This window comes from Maridesulfovibrio frigidus DSM 17176, assembly GCF_000711735.1.
In the GTDB taxonomy this organism is placed as follows: Bacteria; Desulfobacterota; Desulfovibrionia; order Desulfovibrionales; family Desulfovibrionaceae; genus Maridesulfovibrio; species Maridesulfovibrio frigidus.
Window position 1 is genome coordinate 847416 of sequence record NZ_JONL01000001.1, and the last position, 24861, is coordinate 872276.

A 24861-nucleotide genomic window follows, 5' to 3' on the forward strand; every position below is an offset into this window, starting at 1 on the left:
AATTACTAAATCTTATTTGCCGTAACCATTACGTAAGAGCAAAGTCATGGCAGGCGAAAAACAACGCCTTCGCACCAGCAGCAGTACTATAATGGATGATAGCGCGGTTGAAGCAACCAGCATAAACATTACAACAATCTGATAACGCACAGCTTCTTCCGGATTTGCGCCTGCTAAAATTTGCCCGGTCATCATGCCGGGAATTGAAACAAGACCGACCCCCATCATCGCGTTAATGGATGGGATCATGCCTGCCCGCAAAGCTTTGCGAAAAATATCTACCGTAGCTTCCTTATAATCCGCGCCATGACAAAGCATCATTTCAACTTCATCACGCCGGGTTCTAAGTTCTGAGAAAAACCGTTCCAAAGATATTGCAAGCGCATTCATAGAATTACCCGCCACCATTCCGCCGATTGGAATAAAATACTGCGGGTTCCACCACGGGTCAGCACCAATCACAACCTTCGTCACTAGCATAGTGATAAGCGTGCAACTGAAAAGGACCGCAGCAGTTGTGGGAAATAGATAAGATATGCTTTTTTCTTTCACCCGGCCGTGAACAATGCGCACTGAAAAGAACGCCATAACAGCATATAGACCCATTACCAACAAGGCATTATTAAGGCCGAATAAAATATTCAGCACATAACCCATTGCAAGAAGCTGTACGAAGGTCCGCACCGCCCCTATGGCAAGATCTTTCTCAAGTTTTAACTGGTAATAAACGGATACAGCGCCCGAAATGGTAACAAGGCTGAGTGCCACCATTAACTGGGGCCAAGAAATTGAAATAAATGCAGCGGTCATGCGAGCACCTCTACTTTTCCGTCTGCCACTGTAACGTGCATATGCGGGCATGCGGGATGGTAACTGGTGTGACTAACCATTAATATTGCTATGCCCTGCCCAGCTAACTCCTCCGCAACCAACTCAACTCGTTCGCGGCTTTCACGGTCAAGAGAGCTAGTCGGTTCGTCAAAACAAATAGCGTCAGGTTTCGGAAGTACGGATCTGATAAGACATAGCCGCTGCTTCTGACCAACGGAGAGAGTAAGAGCGTCCGCATCAAACGCGACATTACCGAGTGCAAGTTTTTCCAACCATTCCGACAAAACAGCATCATCAGGAACGGGAGTTCCTTTTCTGACTTGTAATGTAAATGGCATGAGTAAATTTTCGCGAACAGTACCAGACAGAATAACAGGAGTCTGTTGAACAAATCCGATTCTGGTTCGAAGCTCCGGCGGATTAAGTGTATCAATGGAAGTGGAGCGCAAAAGAATCTCGCCCTGCGCTACTTCTTCAAGCCGGACAGCAAGCCGAAGCAAAGTAGATTTTCCAGCACCCGAAGGTCCCGAAATCAATACGAACTGCCCCGCAGGCACCGCAAAAGAAACATCACTGAGCCCATACCCGCCCGGCCAGCTAAAATTCACGTTTTTGAATTCTAGGATGGGAGCGTCCTGTGCTATTTTATCAAGAGCTTGGGTGGTCATTTTAGTAATCTCTCAAATTAAAACCTTTTATAAATCAAACTTTAACCATGCTGGTTAAGTATTTATAAAACAAAGCAGAGATCCCCGCCACGTTAATGTTACCCTTATTTTTCCTTATCTTTAACCGTCCCGTTACTATGAAACTCGACAGGACTTTTCTGAGTTGCGAAATCAATATCACAAACATCTGAGCCGTCAGTGGGCAGGTCTTTCGTAAAGATTCTCTCAAACGGTACGACTACAGGACTTACAATAAATGAAACGACCGTCCCTACAAGATCCAATCCACTAACTCCAATTCCGAAATCCTTGAAAGTCCCATGCACAGCAACAGGCGTTGCGAGGCTGAAAAATTCAGGCCGTTTAGGCTTGGGTGCAACTTCGAGATCGATGGTTCGTTTTTTAAAATCAATGGAGGATTTTCCGAAAATACGCATTTTTGAAGTGTCAGCCATTATTGTTTCGGAAGTCATTATCCCATCTGTGATATCAAGGCGCAATAGAGCGCAATTTATCTTCGATTTTTCTTTCGAGACATTGTCCATAACTGCGGTAAACAGGTTCACAGCCCAGAGGTCAATGATTCCTGATTCCATATCTTCTGGTTTAGCACCGATGCGGAAATAACCATTTGCATTTTCCATTATTGAATTAAAATTCGGTGTTTTCGATTCCACGGCTACATCGAGACTGATAAGCCCCCCCATTTTGGTATCGGGATGAGAACTCCGCGCGATTACACCATAATCGAACTGGTTGATATTGGTTTTAAAACCGGCCTCAACGCCCGCTTTAGTTATAGTAAAGATGCCATCAAAATGAGCTGATCCGCCCGGTATATGAAGATCTAAAGGATCAATCGAAAGCACTCCGTTTTTAAGCCCAATAACCAAAAGCCCACGTCCCAAACTAGTTTCACCCTTTTTGACCTCGCGGGCTTCAAACTTAAAATCGGCATTCAAGCTATTCATGAATTCAGGACTGAGAAGCTGTTTTACCTCTTTGCTCTGATCAATTTCAACATCCACTTTTGCACTAGTGGAGTTTGTCTGGGTTGAATTTGTCTGTATTGATTTTTCACTACCGCTGGTAGGGGACCAGCCATCAAGATTGAAATCGTCAAGCTGTATAAGTTCGGCAGTAAGCTGGGCGCTTATACCAAGCTTTGCATTTTTATCTGATTTAGATGCGAAAAAATTCGTCATAGTACCATTACCAATCAATCGACTCGCACCGACATGCACATCAAGCTTCTGCAAGCTTGCCTTCCCGTGACGGGCGTTAAGATTGCAAACAATGCCATAATTTTTAAACGGCGGCAGATCGACTTTCAGTAGTGAATTAAGTGTATTTATATTTTCACCCTGTACTGAGACACTCAAGTTTGCAAAACCGGTCTCGGCCGGAAGCTGTAGATCACCCGTTAAAGTAAGCTGGGTCTTAGCTATATCCACGTTAATTTCAGCCCACCCTTTTTGCGAGGCAAGAAACTCAGCAAGTGAACCAATTTTTACGCCGATTTTATATGGATGCTTATCAAAATTACCCACGAAATTCAGATTGAAAGGCTCGCCGACCTCACCTGATCCAGTACATTCATCTATACGGAATTCAGCCGTTTTTGTTGGAGAAATGCTAGTAACTTGAATATCTTTTAATAATATTTTATCGATGCTGAATGAGTCAGAAGTCAACTGAGGCCTGAGACGCGGAGCTGTTTCATCCGGCTTCGGATCAGCGGCAGCCTTCGCTTTTGCTCCAGTCCCCTTTACTTCTATATCCCAGTTGACGGCACCATCAGCTTTACTCTCAAGATTGAGCCTGATGCCCTCAATAGTGATCTCGTGAATTTCAAGTTTTGCAAACAAGAGTTTGTAAGCATTCAAGTGCAATCTTGCATACTTTAAGGCCGCGAAATTTTGACCAGAATAACCAGGGGGATTAGCTATAGTAATATCCGCAACTTCAATAGCGGGACTAAGTGAAGTGACAAATTTAAGTTCACCGCCAAACGTAACTTTACGACCGAGCGCATACGATGAAACCTGCTCTAAAGAAGGTTTCAGAATCGTTGCGTCAATGGGAATCTCAAAAAATAATATAGCCCCTACGGAAACAATCACAAAGGCGACTAAACCTAGAAAGGTAATTAAGAGCACCCGCAAAGCTTTAAAAATGAACATAAATCCCCCTGATAATGCATTACTCGGCTGACATGTAAATATTTCAGCATCATATAGGTCTATCCGGATGGATGCAATGACGATGTTATTTTAACTTCCACATCATGCAAATAAAGAATAATGTGCGGGAAAAAATAGAGTTGTACATTCATAGGAGTTGCCGTGTTTAGTCAAAAAGAATACATATTTAAAGGTTTTTCAGGAACAGATTATCCGTTTGAAATCATGAAAAAAAGTTCAGATTTTGAACCCGCTACAGCAATTTATATTTTCACATACAAACACCTACGCGGACATATGGCAGGGTTTGCCGTTAATCCGTTACACATCGGACAGACGGACAATTTAAAAAAAGCTTTAATAGATCATCCTCAAAAGGATTGTCTTTTTAATGAATGCTCCAACTGCATCCACGTGATGAAGCTGGACGCTGACGAAAGTGCAAGAAAAGCAATAGTCGAAGATTTACTAAAGGCTAATCCGACTCCCTGCTAACTTACATGAAACCGCCATTCTTTTCGATATCGGCACAAAGATTCTCAGCAAACTGAGCACTTGAAGAATAATTTACAACCACAGTCGCGCCAAGCTCACTTATTTTTAAAGAAATTTCTCCGCCTATACCTCTCGCCCCGCCTGTTACAATCGCAACTTTTCCCTCTAAAAATCGTTACATGAAAACCTCTTCTATTAGTTATGAACCGCTCCCAAAGATGAAACGAACGAATTTTCTAAACTAGACGGCCTTGAAAAATACTATGCTCAACATTCATAAAATTTTACTTTGTCTAATCTATAGACTTTATTCTTTTTACCGAAAAGAATTACTAGAAGCTATTTATAAATGACATCGATTAAAAGTAATGATATTTATTCCTAACTTGCTAAACAATAAGTATGATTGCTTTTATCACATATATCCAACAATATTATAACTAAATCTGGAAGTTCTTATATGAATATTTCTAATCGCTTATACCTCTCTGTGATTCTCTTAGGTGCTATCCCTGTCTTTGTTGCAGCGGCTTTATGGGCTGCTTTTCCAAGTTCAACAGATCTGGGCATCATCCCGACTGTACTTGGCGGAGGAGCAGGAATAAGCATTACTATAGCTATATTTGTCCTTTTCAATGTAAGCCGTAATCTTACAACTCCTATGGCAAACCTGAAAGAATATGCTTCTGCCATTCAAAAAGGTAAAAAGACTAACAAATGTGATGGTGAATATTCGCACGAACTTCTTGAACTGAAGAACGCAGTCTGCGCTATGGTAGATAGCCTTGACGAAGCTAAAAGCAAATCCGATAAGCTAACCGAAACAGCCAAAATAAAAGCACAAGAAAGCGAAATAGCACTTAATATCAGTAAAGAAAAAGAAGAAGAAACCACGCAGCTGTTAACTTCCATGCAAAAAGTAGCAGACAAAGCTAAAAGCGCATCTTCCATGATTTTTTCGAACATCAGAGAACTGACGGAGAAGATTGAATCTGTAAGTGAAGGCGTAGCTGTCCAAAGTGACCGCATGACTGAAACAGCAACTGCAATGGAAGAGATGAACTGCACGGTAACAGAAGTTGCCCGTAACGCTTCCGCTGCGGCAATGAACGCTGATGAATCTAAAAACAATGCAACAACAGGAGCTAAAGGCGTCAAAGCTGCTGTTGAGAAGATTAATGAAGTTCAAACTGATGTCCTGTCTTTAAAAGACACCATGGCACAGCTTGGCCAGCGGGCAGAAAGCATAGGACAGGTCATCAACGTTATTAATGATATTGCCGACCAAACTAACCTTCTCGCCCTGAATGCCGCGATCGAAGCGGCAAGAGCCGGGGAAGCGGGACGAGGCTTCGCAGTCGTTGCCGATGAAGTCCGTAAACTTGCTGAAAAAACAGTAGTTGCCACCAAGGATGTCGGCGACGCCATTACTGATATTCAAAACCATGCCAAGGAAAATGTTAAAGCTGTAGAACGCGCGGCAATCGGAATCACTTCCAGTGCAGAGACTGCGACTGAATCCGGCAAATATATGCAAGGGATTGTAGAGATTGTTGACTCTACAGCCACACAAGTAGACTCAATCGCAACAGCATCAGAAGAACAATCCGCAACCAGCGAAGAAATCAATAGAGCTGTTTCTGACGTAACCCATGTTGCTCAAGGCACAGCACAAGGTATGGACGAAGCAAGGCAGGTACTGCTTGAAGTTTCAAGTTTAGTACAGGAGCTGGATTCATTAATTGACGGTATGGCAACAGGCCGACTTGACTCCTCGACCGGACAGGAACTGGTCACATGGAATGACAAAGACTATTCTGTAGGCATCACCCGATTTGATGATCAGCACAAAAAACTCGTCGGCATGATAAACGGGCTACACAAAGCCTTGCGTGAGCGGGCATCTGACTCAGTCATGAAAAAACTTGTTGATGAACTGAAACTCTACACGGTTGAGCATTTCAAAGCCGAAGAAGATCTTTTTGATAAACTCAAATTCCCAGATACCGAAGCACACAAGAAAATTCATGTGCTGTTCGTTAACAAGGTTGTGGAATTCGACACAGCCCTACGAAGCGGTAAAGCAAAAGTAACCATGGAAGTCATGCAGTTCCTTGTTGACTGGCTTGTTCAACACATTCAGGGTGTTGACAGAAACTACACGGCCTTTCTTAAAAAGCATGGCATTAAATAAGCTGGATTTAATTCCCCGTTAAAAAAGAAAAGAACTTCCCTTCAAAACATCCTGAGGCTTACGTATAATAACGTGAGCCTCTTTTTTTTACTATTGCCAAACCTGATAAGGCGTCATATTTATATTATATTGGGCAACCACCGGAGGAAACATGACACATAAAAAAAGTCCTAACGATATATCCAGAAGAAAAGCACTGAAACTCATTGCCGGTGGCACGCTTGGAGTTCTAAGCGGTTGCGCCATTAATCCGGTGACAGGGCAACAACAGCTCATGCTTGTTTCGCAGCAGCAGGAAGTTCAAATGGATCAACAGAACTCTCCGCACCAATTTTCCGCAGACTACGGATCAGTTCAGGACGCACAATTAAGCCAGTATGTTTCCAACGTAGGCCAATCCCTAGCTCTTGCTAGCCATAGACCGGACATGCCTTACAATTTCCGATGCGTTAATGCGAACTACGTAAATGCCTACGCCTTTCCCGGCGGCAGTATTGCCTGCACTCGAGGCATAATGCTCAAACTTGAAAACGAGGCAGAGCTTGCCGCCCTTATGGGGCACGAAGTCGGCCATGTTAGTGCGCGCCACACAGCTTCGCGCATGAGTTCCACCATGGCAACCCAAGGGATTTTGGCTGTCGGAGTAGGTGTTCTCGCAACACAAAACGCGGACTTAGTACCGCTTGCGGCAGGGCTTGGAGGAGTTGGTGCGGGGTTGCTTCTTGCCAGCTATTCCCGTTCTGATGAAAGACAAGCGGACAGCCTCGGCATGAACTATATGGATAAGGCCGGATATGATCCCGAAGGTATGGTCGGCCTCATGGACGAACTCAATAAACTTCACAAATCTGAACCTTCATTCGTACAGCAAATGTTTGCGTCACACCCCATGAGCACGGAACGCTATGACACCGCCGTAGACAAACGAGCCACCACCTACGCAGGGAATAAAGGTAAACTTCTGCGCGAAAGATACATGGATAATATAGCTTCTATCCGCAAAATTGAGCCAGCAATTGAAGAGATGCAAAAAGGCGAAGAATCGATGCAGAAGAAAGCCTTTGCGAATGCGGAAGAACACTTTTCGAACGCTCTTAGAATCGCGCCAAACGACTATGCGGGTTTATTGCTTATGTCCAAGTGCAAACTGGCTCAGAATAAAAAGGGCGAGGGTTTGCAATACGCCGAACGCGCAAAAGACGCTTACCCTAGTGAGGCGCAGGCTCTACATCTTTCAGGAATGCTGAACCTTGATTCAAAACGATACAACCGCGCTATTGCGGATTTTGACGCATACGATAAAAAATTACCCGGAAACCCCATGACAACCTTCTTTAAGGGAGTATCGTACGAAGCTCTTGGCAACCGCGATATGGCAGCTAATGAATATTCCAGATTCCTGCAAGTCAATAGGCAAGGTGATTACGCCAAGCATGCTTACAGCAGGCTTAGTTCGTGGGGGTATTTGCGATAGATAAAGACACTTGCTAATTTCTCAACACATTCATTTACACAATAGGGAATCGAGGTTAATTAATCTTGCTTAACTGTGTAATTCTTTGTCCCAATTTTAACAGGAGATTTAGATGCGCCATAAGGCAATCTTAACATTTTTAGCATCAGCAATACTAATCATCACAATTCCTTTTTTAGCACATGCTAATGAAAAGCTAGTATTTTCAAGTATTAAATCAACTCTCTCTGATATTTGTTTTAGGGTACTTGAAGAGGCTTACGGCCGCATTAATATTGAAATTGAGTTAAAGCCTTATCCAGTATTGCGCTCATTGCACTCATCAAGCACAGGCCTTGTAGATGGTGAATTATTTAAGATAAAAGGACTTGAGGAGAAACATCCAAACCTCATAATGATTCCAGTTCCGATCAACACCGTCGAGTCTATGATACTTAGTAAAAAAAGGCCTGAACCATTTACTGGTTGGCAATCACTGGCACCACTTAAAATTGGAATTTACCGGGGCGTACTTTTTACAAAGAAAAAAACTGCAAAGGCTGGTTGCACCAAGGTCTTTGAGATAGAAACTCATGATCAAATTTATAGAATGCTTGAGCTTGACAGAATTGACATAGCAATCCTGACAAGAATTTCTAGTCTAAAGCTTTTAAGAAAGTTCGGACCAACCGATATTAAACTTATCGAGCCTCCCCTCGAAACATTTCCTGTCTACCATTACCTGAACAAAAAGCACTCGAATCTTGTCCCCAAGATAACTGCAGCTCTAAAAGAAATGCAGAAAGAAGGTAGGATACAGCAAATTAGAAATGAGGTTATTCAGAAAGAGTTTGGTGAACTCCTTAGGCCCAATAATTAGTTCTTTCACCTTTACCAGATATTACTGGCACAATTTATTTTTTCAACTTCTTCGCTACCAACTTCAGCAGAATCCACAATCCAAATAGAAGAATTAATCCTAATACTCCAAAGACGCCCTTTAAGAGCTACCTAATTGTTGTTCTTCCATTTTCTTGCGCTAGACTCTCCTGCTCATAAGCCTATTGATCAGATTCAATTAACGAATTTGGATTATCAGCAATAATCTGCTTTGAAATTTTATTCAGTTTATTCTTAACATACTTAATATCTTCATCACTCTTCATTACTTTGTATAGGTATACTGAAATAAATCTATCCGACGCTCTCATAGAACTGACCCCAATAACTTGAACATAAGTATCTTGCACGCCATCAACACTCATTGTCATTTTACTTATAAGAACCTGAGCAATATAGTTACGTTCTTCACCAGTTATCCCTAAAAGCTTAGTTTCATTATGTTCTACATCAATACCCCATTCATACTTATCATTTGCTTCAGTTTCAGCTTCATCCAGAGCATCTTTAATATTTTCCCCCTCAAATAGCACTGACTGTGGCCCGCAATCTTCCCGTACATACCCTTTCATAGTGTCAAAGTCGGATTCATAAATATCCATATCTATCAACTCTTTCGCAACTTGTAAGAAAAAATATTCATCAAGTTGATGACCTTTTCCCTTAATTAAAACCTTAAGCTCTGAATCTTTAAGGTAAGCCGCTAAAAGTACGTTAGTTTTCGGCACAAATGTAGTGAAAAACTCTTTCAACTTAGGAAACCTTAACACATCTCCATCAAATCCATTAATTTCGGGAAGTACAACCTTCGCTCCGCCTACATCAACACTCACAATTTCAGTAAAAGCTTGAGACTTTTCTGCAATCGTAACCACCACAGTAAAACAAACTAATATAACAAAAATCAAACTTCGCATTTTCTTCATGAATATTCCTGAGTGAGTTCTTTTTTAGGAGTTAAGATTACGACAAAAGACAATTGCGTATTATTATATGAACATTGATATCAATGTAAAGATGCGATTTTAGGAACAATTTCCAATGCAATACATCTCGAAGCCAATAAAGCTAATCCGCAATAAAATTCTTTCACCTTTACAACCCATATCTATTAACATACGCTTTGCCGAGCTAGGGGTGCCTTTTGGCTGAGATGGTGTTTGCACCTGACCCTTCGAACCTGACTCAGTTAATTCTGCCGTAGGGAAGCTGCAATAGATTTGTATTATATGTCTATACGCGCTTACCCTTCATTGGAGTAAGCGTTTTTTTTTGCGGAGCAAAAATATGAATGTTACAGTGAACGGAATTGAAACCGAAATACTAGACCAGATGAGCGTGTTTAATCTGCTTGAATCCAAACAGATTACAGCTGACACTGTTGTGGTCGAACTGAATAAAGAAATAGTCCCGTCTAATAATTTCGAAAACGTAATGCTAAACGACGGGGATCATCTTGAAGTTCTCCGCTTCGTAGGCGGGGGTTAAAGGAACATCATGAGTGAAGATATATTTGAAATCGGTGGCCTTAAGTTAAACAGCAGACTGCTTACCGGAACGGGTAAATATTCCGATGATTCAGTCATACCCGCTGTGTGTGAAGCTTCCGGTTCACAGATAATCACCGTAGCTCTCAGACGTGTTGATCTGGAATCAAAGACTGGCAATGTTATAGATTTTATCCCCAAACATATGCAGCTTCTGCCCAACACATCTGGCGCCAGAACAGCGGACGAAGCGGTACGCATCGCCCGTCTTGCTCGCGCCATGGGTTGCGGAGACTGGATCAAAATCGAAGTTATATCCGACAGCAAATATCTGCTTCCCGACGGCTACGAAACAGCCAAAGCAACCGAGATTCTCGCTAAAGAAGGTTTCGTGGTACTGCCATACGTAAATGCGGATCTATATGTAGCGCGTTCACTAGTTGATGCCGGAGCTGCCGCAGTCATGCCTCTAGGCTCGCCAATAGGGACAAATCGCGGACTTAAAACTCGCGAAATGATCCGTATAATTATCGAAGAAATTTCCCTGCCTATCATCGTTGATGCAGGCATCGGGCGCCCTTCTGAAGCTTGCGAAGCTATGGAGATGGGAGCTGATGCATGCCTTGTAAACACTGCGATTGCTACAGCCTGTGATCCAATCATGATGGCGAAAGCTTTCGGACGCGCAATTAAAGCTGGACGCGAAGCGTATCTATCCGGCCCCGGAGCAAAGCAGCGCAATGCAATAGCGTCATCGCCCCTTACCGGCTTTTTGAGTGAAGGTTAACTGATGAGCTTTTACCAAATATCTGCCGAATACAGCAAGTTACCGCTCCTAGAAAAATTCGAGTCAGTGACAGAAGCTGATGTGCGGCGTGCAATAAGCGCAACAACAGCAAGTCCAGAAGACTTTCTTGCACTGCTCAGCCCTGCGGCAATTCCTTTACTAGAAGAAATGGCGCAAAAGGCTAGCCAGCTGACATTGCAGAATTTCGGTAAAACTATTCAACTGTTTACTCCACTATATCTTTCTAACTACTGCACGAATCGGTGTATTTATTGTGGTTTCAACACCACAAACGAAATCCCGCGCACGCAGCTTGAACCATCTCAGCTTGAAGAAGAAGCTCAGGCCATTGCCGCAACGGGGTTAAAACACCTGCTAATTCTTACAGGAGATGCACGCAAAAAATCTTCTCCTGAATATCTTGAATCCTGCATGAAAGTGCTCAGCAAATATTTCCCATCCGTATCAATTGAAATATATGCCATGGACGAGGATGAATATGCTAGCTTGGTCAAATCCGGCGTAGACGGCATGACCATGTTTCAAGAAACCTACAATGAAGAACTCTACCCCACCCTGCACCCAGCAGGCCCTAAAAAAGATTTCCGCTATCGCTTAGATGCACCTGAACGCAGCTGTAAAGCGGGCATGCGAGTAGTAAACATAGGCGCGCTTCTCGGCCTCGACAATTGGCGCAAGGATGCACTTCTCACGGGAATACACGCTTCATATTTACAGAAAAAATATCCTGATGTGGACGTAGCCGTATCGCTTCCAAGAATGCGCTCCCACGCCGGATCATTTAAGCCTGCATCCATCGTCAGCGACCAAGATATGGTGCAGAACATGCTCGCTCTCAGAATCTACCTACCGCGCGTAGGCATAACTGTTTCGACACGTGAAAGCCCAGATTTCCGCGAAAACATTCTACCGCTAGGCGTGACCAAAATGTCTGCGGGAGTTTCGACCGAAGTTGGCGGACATAGCCAAAAAGGCGAAAAGGTCGGACAATTTGATATTTCCGACGAACGCAGCGTTGAAGAAATGTGCGAGGCTCTTATCAAACGCGGCTACCAGCCAGTTTTCAAGGACTGGGAGCCTATCGTAAATAATGGGGATCATAAGTGAATAAAGCGGAGCAAGGTTTAGCTGCTTACCTCGGGGAAGATCGGCTTAAATACCTTCAATCCATCACCATCGGTATAGCTGGAGCAGGTGGACTCGGGTCCAATTGCGCCATGAATCTGGTGCGTAGTGGGTTTAAGAAATTCGTGATCATCGACTTTGACCGAGTGGAAGCTTCAAACCTTAACCGCCAGTATTACACATTAGATCAGGTCGGTGAATTTAAGGTAATTGCCCTTTCCAAAAACATGTTCGCGGTTAATCCCGGGCTGGACATAACTCAGCATATCGAGACAGCTACAGCGGAGAATATGCCAAAAATTTTCCGCAAATGTGAAGTTATTGTAGAAGCATTCGATGCGGCAAGAATAAAGCGAAGTCTGGTAGAAACATTCCTGCCCACAAACAAGCTGATTGTAGCAGCATCCGGTATTGGCGGTGCAGGTAATGCGGACACCATTCTCACCCGCAAGGTTCGCGACAATTTTTATATGGTGGGAGATATGGAGACCGAATGCAATATGGATACCCCTCCATTTTCACCGAAAGTAGCTATCTCCGCAGCCAAGCAGGCGGACATTATCTTAAGCCACTACCTTGATAAATTCGAGAAAGAAGGAACCGCAAAGTGAGCGTAAAAAAAATTACCAGACAAAACATTCTGGACACGGACATTTACTGTCTGACCGCAGAAAAATTTTCGCAAGGGAGGTCCAACCTTGAGGTGGTCAAAGCCATGCTGGATAATGGAATCAAACTTATTCAGTACCGCGAAAAAGAAAAGAAAATGGGACTCAAATACGAAGAGTGTTTAGAGATTCGTAAAATGACACGCGATGCCGGAGCCGCTTTCATCATTAATGATGATATCGATCTTGCAATTCTTGTTGAAGCTGACGGTGTTCATGTCGGTCAAAAGGATTTCCCAATTGAAGCTGTTCGTAAACTGGTGGGTGAAAATATGGCAATAGGCCTATCCACTCACAGCCCGGAGCAAGCAAGAGACGCGCAAAAACGCGGAGCAGATTACATTGGCGTAGGGCCGGTTTTCCGTACCTTTACCAAGGACGATGTCTGCGATCCCGTTGGATTTGAATATTTGGATTATGTGGTAAAGAACATAGAAATTCCCTTTGTCGCCATCGGTGGTATCAAAGAAAACAATGTGGCGGAAGTGGCAAAACACGGCGCAAGCTGTGTGGCACTAGTCACTGAAATAGTCGAAGCTGATAATATCGGCGACAAAATCAAAGCGCTGCGTAATGCTATGCAGTCCGCTAATGACATTTAAAAACTAGCCTGAAAAGGAGATATCATGAAATACACTACTCAAATGGACGCAGCCCGCAAAGGCATCGTCACACCACAGATGGAAATCGTTGCTCGCAAAGAAAATATTCGCATCGAAGATCTCATGGCGCGCATGGCGAAGGGAACAGTTATTATCCCTTGCAACAAAAAGCACACCAACATCGACCCTGAAGGTGTAGGTGAAGGCATGAGCACCAAGATCAATGTAAACCTTGGTATCTCTAAAGATTGCAGCGATATCGAGCCTGAACTAGTCAAAGTACAGATGGCTTTGGATATGAAAGCGGAAGCGATCATGGACCTCAGCTGTTATGGTAAAACACAGGAATTCCGCAAACGCTTGATTGTAATATCACCAGCTATGATCGGAACTGTTCCTATGTATGATGCGGTTGGTTTCTACGATAAAAACCTACAGGATATCACCGTAGACGAATTTTTTGATGTTGTTCAGAAACACGTGGATGACGGAGTAGATTTCCTGACCATCCATTGCGGACTAAACCAGCACACCGCTGAAAAAGTTAAAGCCGGCGGCAGACTCACCAACATCGTATCCCGAGGCGGATCACTGCTTTTCACATGGATGGAGCTCAACAAAGCTGAGAACCCATTCTACGAACATTACGATCGTTTGCTTGATATCTGTGAAGAGCATGACGTAACATTAAGCCTTGGTGACGGTTGCCGTCCCGGTTGTTTGCATGACGCAACTGACGCTTGTCAGGTTGAAGAACTCATCGTACTTGGCGAACTTACCCTGCGCGCATGGGAACGCAACGTACAGGTTATGATCGAAGGCCCGGGCCATATGGCGATGAACGAAATCGCTGGCAACATGATGATGGAAAAACGTCTCTGCCACGGCGCACCATTCTACGTGCTTGGACCGCTGGTAACAGACGTTGCCCCTGGATATGACCACATCACAGCCGCTATCGGGGGTGCTATTGCAGCAATGAATGGAGCTGATTTCCTCTGCTACGTAACACCTGCTGAGCATCTTCGTTTGCCGACTCTTGATGATATGAAAGAAGGCATCATCGCAACACGCATCGCGGCTCACGCGGCTGACGTTGCAAAGGGACACCCCGGCGCAAGAGATTGGGATGATAAAATGAGTAAAGCACGCGCGGCCCTAGACTGGAACGGCATGTTTGACCTTGCTATGGACCCAGTTAAGCCACGCGAATACCGCGAATCCTCCAAGCCTGAGCACGAAGATTCCTGCACCATGTGTGGTAAGATGTGTGCGGTTAGAAATATGAATCGCGTTCTTGCCGGCAAAGACATTCAGCTGGATGATTAGTTTTTATAGCTTGTAAATAGCTTAAATATTGAGAATTAGATTGCCCCGGCAGATGTTATGTCTGTCGGGGCTTTTTTGGATTACTTTTTCATGAACTCAGATTACTCATTAAGACCGCTCATGTAAAAAAATGGAGAGCAAATGTCTAAAGACGACTATAAAGAAAATATTATTAAATTATCCGAAGCCACAACTTGGGATATAGCAAAACTAGAATGGTCACTTCGTAAAATATATGAAACGGAAGAACCCGAAAATTGTTTATGCTGTCATTCTCCTATACAAGAATTTTCTGTTATTAAAAACACACAGAATAACAATGAGGCAATTATCGGAAGTTGCTGTGTAAATGAATTCCCAACCATTCCGTCGGACAAAATATTTCAAGCAATTAAAAGAATTCGAGATGATGACCAGAAGGCACTGAATGAAGAAGCTATACAATATGCCTATAATAAAAAATGGATTAACTACTTTGAATACGGGGTTCTACTCAAGTCAAAAAGCAGAAGAAAACTATCTTATAGTCAACTTCAAACGCGAATGGGTATTAATAGAAAAGTTTTACAGGGGATGAAGACAAGAAAAGCTTAGGCTGTGACAGTTGAAATGTTTGGGATTAGATTGCTCCGGCGGACGTTAGTCTGTCGGGGCTTTTTTTGTTGCGCAAAAAAAGAACACCATTATTTAATTCTGATCATAACCTTTTAAAACATGTACGAGTATTATTTATTAGGCATTTGCAACTAGCATTCAGACAACTAATAGAGTAACGAGTAACCAGATTTAAAATTACTATAATTTAATTACAATCGAATACACAATTCTCATAAATTTAGAAAGACATAGAGGATGCGGACATGTTATTACTTGGGTTAGGTCTTTTAATCTTATTAGTTTCAGCTTACTTCACAATTCGCTACTATATTAACCGAAATCGCTTCACGCGTGAAAGATTTGCCTTTGCAGCTCTTTCAATGGCCATGACTTCATTCATGCTTACTTTTAATACATTTATAGGTTCTCCTCCATGGGCCCCAATTGCCTCTCTAATAAATACGACCTTCGGCACAACAATCCAAACCCAGCAAGCCAACAACTCTGACAAAGTATTAGTATTATTACTGCTTATCATACTATACGTATTCACATTTTTAATACATAGAAATTGGGATGGAGTTATCTCAGTTAATCAATTTGAACGCGACAGAAAAAACGGCGGGCAAACACAAACCTTCATAGCTGAAGGTTCCTATGAATTCATCAGAAAAATTACATTTCATCCACCATCTCCTGTATACGAGAAAAAAGAACCTAAACGACAGCACATTGAACTACAGAATTCTGATGATACACTTGTATGGAACGAGCAAGCAAAGACCCTAATCGAACTAACCCATCCCAATTTTAGCATTAGTATGGACGATTGGCATGATCGTTTTTCGTGCTGGACTGGTAAAGATAAAAAAACAGAGTTACCTGTTGTCATTTTTTGCCCCAAAATATCTCCAAACACTTCAGACGTACAAGAATTATTAACATATATTAAAAGTAAATATTTAAAAAATAACGCAGTAGAAATCGAACTGTATATTGTTACAATTGATAAGGCTGGTTCTATTTCGCCCAAGATAGCAGGAACCAGCATTACGCAGTACACAGAAGAATATCTATTGGATAATTTAGTGGATTTCTCAGATTACATTGCTGATGTTAAGAAACAAGTTGAAGAAGAAACTCTTCCTGACAGTAGCCTTACTTTAGCGGATACTTATGTTCAATCTTATTTGAAAGACTCAACTCAAAGCAATTTAGATTTGACTTTCGAAGGCTATCTTGAACAGTGGCTAGAGGATCCAAGCCGCCAACAAATTGCTTTACTTGGAGAGTACGGCCAAGGCAAAACGACTGGATCTCTAATGTTCACGTATAACATGCTGTGCTCTACAGAAAATCACACAAACCGAACTCCAATTCTTATCGACTTGAAAAGTAAAAGCCCATCTAGCTTATCACCTGTAGAACTGTTAGGAGTTTGGGCAAGTAAATATAATATTATTCCTAAAGCAATGCACAAGCTACTTGTAGCAGGCAAACTGTGCATCATATTTGAAGGCTTTGACGAAATGCAGGGAGTTGCAGACCATGATGCAAGAATAAACCACTTCACATCCTTATGGAAATTCAGTTACCCAAATTCCAAAATTATAATTACTGGTAGACCCAACTTTTTCCTAGATGATGATGAATTAAAACATTCACTTGGAATCCAAGATGCTCAAGGAGTCGGACCTTCGTGCAAAGCGTTATACCTTCGACCATTTACAAGTGATCAAGTTCATAACAGCCTAAGGAAATGTGATACAAAAGTTCAAGAAGAAATTCTTTCATTATTTGAAGAAAATTCCGTATTTAGAGATATTGCTTCACGCCCATCACTGCTCTACATAATTAGCATTATATGGAACAATGCTGAAATGATCGAACATCGTAATGCAAACAAACTAACCTCAGCATTCATAATCTCCACATTTATAAATAACTGCTGTAATCGACAAACTGAAAAGCAATTCAAGCACACCCCTCAACACCAAAATTTCATGATCCTCAATGAAAGCGAGTTGCGCTATTTTATGAATGGAATCGCAGTTTATATGGTACGTAAAAACGGCTTAAACCAAATTAGTAGTAAGGATTTGACGCGAATAACAGAAGTCTTATACGAATTTATACCTGACGAAGTTTCTAAAACAAATCCCATGACAGAAGGTACTACCCAATTAGCATTAAAGGAAAGATTGAAAGACACTCCTACCCCAGTAGACATAGTAAATACCAACGTTAGAAGCTACGGATTACTCGTAAGGGATTTTAGTGGAAACAACATCTTCAAATTTCCACATAAATCATTCCTTGAATACCTCTATGCAGAATATCTGGCTAGTTTTTTGTTAAAAGATAATAAACAAACACATCCAGCTATTAGAAATGCGATGAACGCATCAGGACACCCAATGATTGTTCCTTATTCAAAGAAAAAACCCACTCCAGAATCTATAAAATTTGCGGGGGAAATCTTTGGAGCACAACAAATTCATCCTCCATCAAACAACATTGAACAATTTTTCACAGCTACTTTCTTTTCACGCCATCCTTACTATCTGCGTTTTATGAGAAAAGTTGCTTTGCACCTAGTTTTAACCAGTGAAGAATCTAAGTGGGACAATCTTTTGGGTATCGGTCCTGTAGCAAGCTCATTTGCAAACACAAAATTATACACATTTATAGTTTACAATGCTTGCGTTTACATAACAGGTGACAGCCAACAAGTGGACAGTGAAATTAGGCTTCAGTACGGTGATTCAGTAGCAGATATATTAAAAAATGGATGGAAAAGCTCTTAACTCAACTTAATTCTAAACATTCAGTTCCAGCCAAATGGCTGACAGAATACAATACTGGCATGATCAAATTCTACGAAACAGGTGACCATGCAGAAATGATGAGCTTCCTAAAAAAATGCCACGAAACCATGTGCGGACGCTTTAACTAAATTCAAAAATCCCTAAACTCATAATCTCTAAAATCCCAAAAAATAAAACCCCGATACTGTCGCCAGCATCGGGGTTTTGAATCTAATAAAATATTTCAAATACTAATCATCAAGAATCTTCTCTTTCTGGTCTTTATATTCATCTTCAGTGATAACGCCTTTCTTGTACGCGGCGTCCAAGTCCTGAAGTTCCTGCCCAGTGGTTGTAGTTTTAGTCTGCATGGACTGATCAGCGCCGCCGCCTCCGCAACCTGTCATTGGCCCAAGCATAAGAACACCTGCAAGCGCGATCGAAACGATCAATCCTAATAATTTTACTAACTTCATTTAATACTCCTTAAAATATGGTTTAGTATCAAACATACAGCAACCACAAAATAATATCAATTAGTCTTATAAATTACTGTTAGCAAAGCGGATCACAAACCGTAATAATGGAACACAATTTTATTAACTCCCCTTCGCAACCTCAGGCACAATGATCAGCGATGACCCCGGAAGTTCCGCTTCAAAGGATTGTCGTATGGGCTGCAAACGCGCTTCGATTTGCTCTAGCGAATTTGTGGCAAAAAAGGATAATGTCAAAAGGATAAATAAATCTTTACCGGACCTACGCGTCTTGTAGCCGCTGAAACCATCGTACTGATCGAAATTTTCCGCTAATATTCTAAGTATTTGATAATGATCAGGCTCGGATATGGTACGGTCTAGAATTTCCGGCAGACTTTCCTTGATCAACCCATAGGCTATGAAAACCATGTAGCCGACAAGGATTATTGAACCACCCAAATCGACAATGCGTGCAGACCTCGGGTCCGGCAACCATAGTGCAAGCATTAGAATACCAACAACCACGCACGATGCTACTGTTTTAGCAATTCTAGCGGCGATCTGAGATGAAATAATCACCGAGCTTTCAGTCTGATTGGAACGGATAAAAGCCATTGAGAAATAAAAATTAATCATCAGGTTAAAATTGGCCACAATCAGCGTCAACATCAGAGCAGTGGTCGAAATAGGGACACTCTCATCCATGCCGATAACTTTTGTAAATATATAAAGACTACTCAGCAAAAGTCCGAAGGCAACCAGCAGATTTGTAATCCGCTCGATCTTGCCTGTTCCAAATTCAAACTCATTAAATCGACTTCTGTGAACTCGCCTCAAAACAATATACGAGACATATTCTATCACTAGCAAAAGTATGATTCTAATGATTTCGGATAGCGCCGTCATGGAACCGGATAGAAGCCCTACACTCATGAGAAATATTAAGAGAATTGTATCAAGAACAGCCGCCCATAATACGGAGCGTTCCTTCTCTTTCTGGTGAGGGGAAAGTTCTGGCCCGATAGCACTCATCTAAGAAAGGTTCCGAAATACTGTTCTACAAGTCCGATTCCTTCAAATTCAGCATAGGCTGTCCGCCCTACTCCGCAAAACATCTCGACTTCATTATAAAGCTTGTCGTCTTTGATTTGAACTAGAACGCGCCCATCACGAAATGATCTGCGTTTGATTGTCGCCGCGAATAAATTCGAATGCCATACGCCGCCTGACCCCATTACACGGGTGACTTTTCCTTCGATGAATTCGGGCTTGCCGAACAAACGTATTCGCGCGGGGTGCCCGGGCTTAATCAGTTCCAAAGTCGCGTCATCAACAGCAACTTCAACCATAAGGCGGCTTCGATCGATATAGGATAAAAGACGATCGCCTTTAGTCACTTCCATGCCGTTTTGGACGTCCACTTCCCACACTACGGCGGTGTCGGGCAATACTACGGAAGCTCTGGCAGACCTGTTATTCATATTCCCTTTGCCAGCGATCAAAGGAGCCGCTTCATCTATAAAAGCTGTATCGGCTTCACTCATACGCCTTTTGCACTCAAGAATTCCCTGCTTCAGTGTGTTAATTCGGCGTTGAACCTGAATAACTCCATCCGATAAATCTTGGGGAAACATACCTTGTGACAACATCCGGCGACGATGCTTAAGCTGCTCTATCTCCAGCTTGGTTGTTTTTACCTTGGCCTCGTTTTTACGATATTCTGATTCAACTCGATCAGCATCTTCTCGCGTTGCTACTAGATCCTCTACAAGCTTTATGGTCCGCTCACGGCGATGAAATGATTCATTTTGCGATGCTTTTTCTCCAATCAATCTAGCTCTTAAGATACCAAGACTCTGATCCAAGTCCGTTGAAATTTGAGCAATATATTCTGCTAACATTTTTTTGCTTTGAGTAAGACTTTCATCAAGAGAATTAAGTTCTTGCTCAAGCGTTTCATGCTGTCCCGCTTTTCGCTTATTACCCAAGCGCAAAGCGGTTTTACCCCCGGCAACAGTCCCGGGCACAACTGAAAGATTATCCACGATGCCATCAATAGGAGCACGGACTTCAAACCTAAAGGCTGTAACAACTCCATTGCGGACAACAAAGCGTTGCATATAATTAATGATGGAAAGAAGTGGAAGTAGAGCAATAAGAATTACCACTATCCACGTTGCCTTTTTACTGCTTATACGGATCTTCATTCGTCTGTCTTCCGACACACAACCTCGACCCTGTTTCGCCCGTTAGCTTTCGCCTCATATAGTCCGTCATCGGCCCTGCGGATTAAGCTAGCATCCTTTTCTCCACTTTCCATCTCAGCCACGCCGAAACTTCCAGTAACTGTTACGCCTTCTTCAAGTTCAGTACTTTCCATTATTACACGGATTTTTTCAGCAAGAGTGTTTGCACCTTCAAGAGTAGTATCAGGACATATTATTAGGAATTCTTCGCCGCCCCAACGCCCGACAACGTCAGTAGCACGAATGCTACTTCGCAAAATTTCTGCTACGCCTTGAAGAACCTTATCTCCAGCCTGATGGCCCAAATTGTCATTAATCCGCTTGAAAAAATCAAGATCCATAATAATGACTGAAAGAGAATGCTGGTAACGGATGTTTCGAGCAATTTCTATTTGAAGCGTACTGTCCAACTTCATACGATTCCCGAGTCCAGTCAGCCTATCCGTGACGGCAAGCTTTTCAAGCTCATCGTTTTTATCCTGCAATAGACTTTGAGCCGCGCTCAGATCTTCCAGAGTTACCTGAATCTGACGCCTTGCCAGCGCCAATTTGCGATTCCAATACATACTTGCAAAAAGTAAGATAGCGGCAACAATTATGACTTTCCACGCAACGGAATAGTCAACTCCACGCTCATACTTAATAGCAACCCATCGATTATAAATGCGCTGCTTATCTTCTCTAGTAAGACTACCCACGACCTTCTGAAAAATACTGTTCAGGAGCGGTTCATCAATACGTGTTGCTACCCTGAAATCATGATCACGCGCAATCTTCCCGGCTATCTTAATGTCCAGCATCAGCTCTTTTTGTATGGCATATCCAATCGCAGCGGAGGTATCTATGTACCCGAAAACCTTGCCTTCACGAACCATCCCAAGGCCATCCAATAAGGATTCAACTTCCACAATCTTTATGAACGGATGCATATTCCTAAGTTCTGGTATAATGGGAGAATCTTTTATTACAGCGAAATTATTACTAATCACAATTGCGATATCTTCGATAAATAGTTTGTCGCTTGTCGTCGCAATTACGTACGGAAAGGAAAGATATGGAGTCGTAACATCTACATATTTTCGAAGTTCAGGAGACTCATTAGTCATAAGAAGGACATCGGTTTTGTGTAACTGGATAGACAGAACTGTTTCTTCGAATGTTCTGGTGGGCAAAAACCTGAATGGTTCCCCAACCCGCTCTTCAAATAGAGAAAAGTAGTCAGCAGCCATTCCATCAAGCTGTCCACTTCCGTCAACATGCATATAGGGCATTTGATCCGGATATACGCTAATAGAGATCCCACCCTTTTTGGCAAGGTACTCTTTCTCTTCATTGGTAAAATCTGCAATACCTTCACTATCGCTGAAGTTCTTTTTATTTTTGCCAAACCATCTTTTTCTAATGCTGTTCTTTTCCTGCTCTGATATCGTTCTCAGTCCTTTATTGAAAATTGATGCCAGCTCAGGTTTATCATTCCTTAAATAAAACCTGATTTCCATAGGCTCACCAATTGGGAAAGTCGTCTCGATGAATCCGCCTAGCCCTTGCTGATCGGCTACGTAATATGCTGTCTCATCTAAAATCGTAAAGTCTGCATCACCAGCAACCACAGCCCTGATCAATTCATGCATAGTGTCATAATAAACGATCTCTACTTCATCCAAATAAGGATCAAGAAGCTTTTTAAAACCCAAGTTCCCCCGCTGAAGAGCTACTCGCTTATAAGCAAGGTCATTAACACTATATATCCGATTTGGGTTACCATTCCGAACAATCACTAGACTGGTCATCGTGAGATAGGGAGAAGTCTTAATTAAATATTTATCACGACTTTCATGAGCTGAAGCAGTGCTTATACCATCAACCTCTCCCCTTTTAGCCTTATCTTGAACATCGACCCATTTGCCAAGTTCGAACCTAATACCCAGCCCGGTCCTTTTGCTGATTAACTTCGCTATATCGGAATCATAACCACTGATAGACCCATCGTCATTTTGAATCAAAAAAGGATCAAAAGAAATACCGCCCCCGAGTACTATTTCAGGGTTCTCATCAATGAAAGTTTGTTCTTCGAGGCTCAAAGCAACCTGTCGTTGTTCCCCACCTAATACTCCAAACCACTTGCGCTCAAGAATTTCAATCTCCTGAGGAGTCAAGGAAGCCAGAGCTTTGTTCAGCATAGAAATCAGTTCTTTTTCATTTTTGTGGGCCATGAAATGCAGAGTTCTTCTTTGACCCCGATCGAATGTCTTCGCCCAGCCTGATATTTTAAGATCTTTTATATTACGTTTAGCAAATAGGTAGCTCATGACAGGTATGTCGGAAACCATAAAATCGGCATTACCATTTGACACGGCCTCAACCATCTCTTCAGCACTATTTAGCGACAGAAGCTCGACCTCAGGATGATGTGTTTTGAAAAATTCTTCCTGACTCCACCCCTTACCAACAGCAGCAACTTTACCTTTAAAGTCAGCTATATCGGCCATTTCAGATGAGTCTTTGCGCACAACATAATGGCTTTTATAAAACCTGAAAGGATTCGAAAACAGTCCTGTTTCAATTCGCTTAGGAGTTTTGCTAATTGTATGAAGCAAATCTAGTTTGTTATGCTGATGAAGACCTACAAGCTCCTCCCATGAGTAGCCGTTCACATACTCAATGGAGAATCCAATACGCTTAGAAAGCATATTAAGCAGGTCTATAGAATATCCCTGCGGCTGTTTGCCTATGGCGAAGTCATACGGCGGATAATCCTGTTCATTACTAATACGAATTACTGGATGCTTAGCAAGGTAGGATTCTTCAGCCTTAGAAAGAGATATTTTTGCAGCATCGCTGAGTCTAAAAGGATTAACATCCCACCTATCTTCAAGGGTCTGTAATTCTTTGACAGACACTGAATTTAGCGCTTTTTGAAGTATACTACGTAACAAAGGCCAGTCTTTTCGCACCCCAACATGCATAGAAATTTCAGCCTGATCTGTCTTTGTCAGTTCAACGTAATCAGCAAGACGAATATTATTTACCTGACTAGCCTTTGCGTAATAGTAAAACAGCAAAGGATTGCCGATGATTGCATCTAATTTATCTGTTGCGAGACCTTTTACCAAATCAATAGGGCTATCGATTTCTATCAGCTTAATCCCCGGAATCTGCCCATAAATAAAAGAAGCGCTTCCGTGAGATTTTTGAATACCTACTCTTTTGCCCACAAGATCATTCAAGTTATTAACATTACTATTAGCATCACGAACAAAAACACCAAGTTCGCCCTTATAATAAGGTGTAGTAAAAAGAGTAAAGGCTTCACGTTCACTATTTTTATACAACGCAGGTATAACATCTATTTGTTTCTCTTTAAATAAAGCCAGCAACTCAGCCCAAGAGTAGCCGTTAACAAATTCTATTTTAAGACCGGCCTTCTCAGCAAGCAGTTTGATATAATCAATGCTAAGCCCTTTAGATTCGCCAAACTCAGAATAGTCAAACGGCGGCCAATCCTCTTCGTTTGCAACACGTATTACAGGATGGTCTGTAATAAATATTTGCTCTTGAGCATTGAGATTTAAACCGCTTTGATTGGCATCTGAATCTTGAAAATCAGCGCAGAGCAGCACAAAAGATATTAATACAAAAAAAATAAATCTTACCTTCATAACTTCCTCTATACAAAAAACTGAACTTCAAACTGCGACTCTGAATAAAAATATAATATAAATATCATTCATTTCTGCTAATTCAATAACATTACAATCGACACACCGCCACATCATAATAAATTCTAAAAAACCATATTCATGATCTTTTCAAATTTGTAATATTACAAAAAACTTCTTCGTAGCATCAAATACCCAGCACTGTATCCACTGCGCTCATTTAACCCATTCTATAATGAAATATTGTTAATAATAACTTTTACGTTTCAATAGATGAATGCTTGAAATGCAATTATTAAATAATATCAGTTAATTGGAAAAAAATATTAG

Annotated in this window: 22 protein-coding genes and 1 riboswitch; of the genes, 13 read left to right on the top strand and 9 right to left on the bottom strand. The window is 42.0% G+C overall.

Translation table 11 applies throughout. From position 1 onward, the window contains the following. Positions 1–12: 12 nt before the first annotated feature. The 3 genes from BR06_RS0103945 to BR06_RS0103955 all read right to left on the bottom strand — a co-directional run bounded on the left by BR06_RS0103945 (position 13) and on the right by BR06_RS0103955 (position 3682). Complete coding sequence (locus tag BR06_RS0103945; protein ID WP_031480347.1) at positions 13–810, bottom strand: ABC transporter permease; 798 nt, start codon at positions 808–810, stop codon at positions 13–15. Continuing rightward, positions 807–1499 (bottom strand): ABC transporter ATP-binding protein, encoded by a 693-nt coding sequence (locus BR06_RS0103950; protein ID WP_031480349.1) that lies wholly within the window; start codon positions 1497–1499, stop codon positions 807–809. Before BR06_RS0103950 ends, BR06_RS0103945 begins: the two co-directional genes overlap by 4 nt. Positions 1500–1603: 104 nt before the next feature. Further along, the gene (locus BR06_RS0103955) at positions 1604–3682 is read right to left on the bottom strand and encodes an AsmA family protein (protein ID WP_031480351.1); all 2079 of its coding nucleotides are present in this window, start codon (positions 3680–3682) and stop codon (positions 1604–1606) included. 162 nt (positions 3683–3844) lie between these two features. Between BR06_RS0103955 and BR06_RS0103960 the strand changes: the two genes are divergently transcribed. After that, positions 3845–4177 (top strand): hypothetical protein, encoded by a 333-nt coding sequence (locus tag BR06_RS0103960; RefSeq protein WP_031480353.1) that lies wholly within the window; start codon positions 3845–3847, stop codon positions 4175–4177. A 1-nt stretch (position 4178) separates the two neighbouring features. On the opposite strand, the gene BR06_RS20915 is transcribed toward BR06_RS0103960, so the two are convergent. After that, the gene (locus BR06_RS20915; protein WP_084154013.1) at positions 4179–4328 is read right to left on the bottom strand and encodes an SDR family NAD(P)-dependent oxidoreductase; all 150 of its coding nucleotides are present in this window, start codon (positions 4326–4328) and stop codon (positions 4179–4181) included. 309 nt (positions 4329–4637) lie between these two features. Between BR06_RS20915 and BR06_RS0103965 the strand changes: the two genes are divergently transcribed. The 3 genes from BR06_RS0103965 to BR06_RS0103975 all read left to right on the top strand — a co-directional run bounded on the left by BR06_RS0103965 (position 4638) and on the right by BR06_RS0103975 (position 8704). Then, entirely contained in the window at positions 4638–6371 is a 1734-nt protein-coding gene (locus BR06_RS0103965) for a bacteriohemerythrin (protein WP_031480355.1), read from the top strand. Positions 6372–6522: 151 nt separating this feature from the next. Beyond that, a complete protein-coding gene (locus tag BR06_RS0103970; RefSeq protein WP_031480357.1) occupies positions 6523–7845 on the top strand; it encodes a M48 family metalloprotease in 1323 nt (440 codons plus the stop codon). A gap of 112 nt (positions 7846–7957) precedes the next feature. After that, positions 7958–8704, top strand: a complete 747-nt coding sequence (locus tag BR06_RS0103975) for a substrate-binding periplasmic protein (RefSeq protein WP_031480359.1) — start codon at positions 7958–7960, stop codon at positions 8702–8704. Between the two features lie 181 nt (positions 8705–8885). Here BR06_RS0103975 and BR06_RS0103980 read toward each other — a convergent pair whose 3' ends face one another. Further along, a complete protein-coding gene (locus BR06_RS0103980; protein ID WP_031480361.1) occupies positions 8886–9650 on the bottom strand; it encodes a hypothetical protein in 765 nt (254 codons plus the stop codon). 197 nt (positions 9651–9847) lie between these two features. Then, a riboswitch (TPP riboswitch) is annotated at positions 9848–9948 on the top strand. A gap of 63 nt (positions 9949–10011) precedes the next feature. On the opposite strand from BR06_RS0103980, the gene thiS reads away from it, so the two are divergent. The 9 genes from thiS to BR06_RS20985 all read left to right on the top strand — a co-directional run bounded on the left by thiS (position 10012) and on the right by BR06_RS20985 (position 18296). Continuing rightward, positions 10012–10212 (top strand): sulfur carrier protein ThiS, encoded by a 201-nt coding sequence (gene thiS, locus BR06_RS0103985; protein ID WP_031480363.1) that lies wholly within the window; start codon positions 10012–10014, stop codon positions 10210–10212. Between the two features lie 9 nt (positions 10213–10221). Then, positions 10222–10998: a thiazole synthase gene (locus BR06_RS0103990; RefSeq protein ID WP_031480364.1), complete on the top strand. Its 777-nt coding sequence runs from the start codon at positions 10222–10224 to the stop codon at positions 10996–10998. A 3-nt stretch (positions 10999–11001) separates the two neighbouring features. Next, entirely contained in the window at positions 11002–12126 is a 1125-nt protein-coding gene (thiH, locus tag BR06_RS0103995) for a 2-iminoacetate synthase ThiH (RefSeq protein WP_031480365.1), read from the top strand. Then, a complete protein-coding gene (gene thiF, locus BR06_RS0104000; RefSeq protein ID WP_031480366.1) occupies positions 12123–12755 on the top strand; it encodes a sulfur carrier protein ThiS adenylyltransferase ThiF in 633 nt (210 codons plus the stop codon). Before thiH ends, thiF begins: the two co-directional genes overlap by 4 nt. Beyond that, positions 12752–13414 (top strand): thiamine phosphate synthase, encoded by a 663-nt coding sequence (gene thiE / locus BR06_RS0104005; RefSeq protein WP_031480367.1) that lies wholly within the window; start codon positions 12752–12754, stop codon positions 13412–13414. Before thiF ends, thiE begins: the two co-directional genes overlap by 4 nt. A gap of 24 nt (positions 13415–13438) precedes the next feature. After that, positions 13439–14743 carry a phosphomethylpyrimidine synthase ThiC gene (gene thiC / locus BR06_RS0104010; RefSeq protein ID WP_031480368.1) on the top strand — a complete coding sequence of 435 codons (1305 nt, stop codon included), beginning with the start codon at positions 13439–13441 and terminating at the stop codon, positions 14741–14743. Positions 14744–14884: 141 nt separating this feature from the next. Further along, a complete protein-coding gene (locus tag BR06_RS0104015) occupies positions 14885–15337 on the top strand; it encodes a hypothetical protein (RefSeq protein WP_031480369.1) in 453 nt (150 codons plus the stop codon). Positions 15338–15603: 266 nt separating this feature from the next. After that, a complete protein-coding gene (locus BR06_RS0104020) occupies positions 15604–18147 on the top strand; it encodes an NACHT domain-containing protein (RefSeq protein ID WP_031480370.1) in 2544 nt (847 codons plus the stop codon). Continuing rightward, positions 18132–18296 (top strand): hypothetical protein, encoded by a 165-nt coding sequence (locus BR06_RS20985; protein WP_211252463.1) that lies wholly within the window; start codon positions 18132–18134, stop codon positions 18294–18296. The genes BR06_RS0104020 and BR06_RS20985 overlap by 16 nt, the downstream gene beginning before the upstream one ends. Positions 18297–18398: 102 nt before the next feature. On the opposite strand, the gene BR06_RS0104030 is transcribed toward BR06_RS20985, so the two are convergent. The 4 genes from BR06_RS0104030 to BR06_RS0104045 all read right to left on the bottom strand — a co-directional run bounded on the left by BR06_RS0104030 (position 18399) and on the right by BR06_RS0104045 (position 24531). Next, complete coding sequence (locus BR06_RS0104030) at positions 18399–18623, bottom strand: SHOCT domain-containing protein (protein ID WP_031480372.1); 225 nt, start codon at positions 18621–18623, stop codon at positions 18399–18401. A gap of 123 nt (positions 18624–18746) precedes the next feature. Beyond that, on the bottom strand, positions 18747–19658 hold the full coding sequence (locus tag BR06_RS0104035) for a cation diffusion facilitator family transporter (protein WP_031480374.1): 912 nt from the start codon (positions 19656–19658) through the stop codon (positions 18747–18749). After that, entirely contained in the window at positions 19655–20833 is a 1179-nt protein-coding gene (locus tag BR06_RS0104040) for an HlyD family secretion protein (RefSeq protein ID WP_031480376.1), read from the bottom strand. The genes BR06_RS0104035 and BR06_RS0104040 overlap by 4 nt, the downstream gene beginning before the upstream one ends. After that, positions 20830–24531: a transporter substrate-binding domain-containing diguanylate cyclase gene (locus BR06_RS0104045; RefSeq protein WP_031480378.1), complete on the bottom strand. Its 3702-nt coding sequence runs from the start codon at positions 24529–24531 to the stop codon at positions 20830–20832. The genes BR06_RS0104040 and BR06_RS0104045 overlap by 4 nt, the downstream gene beginning before the upstream one ends. Between the last annotated feature and the right edge of the window lie 330 nt (positions 24532–24861).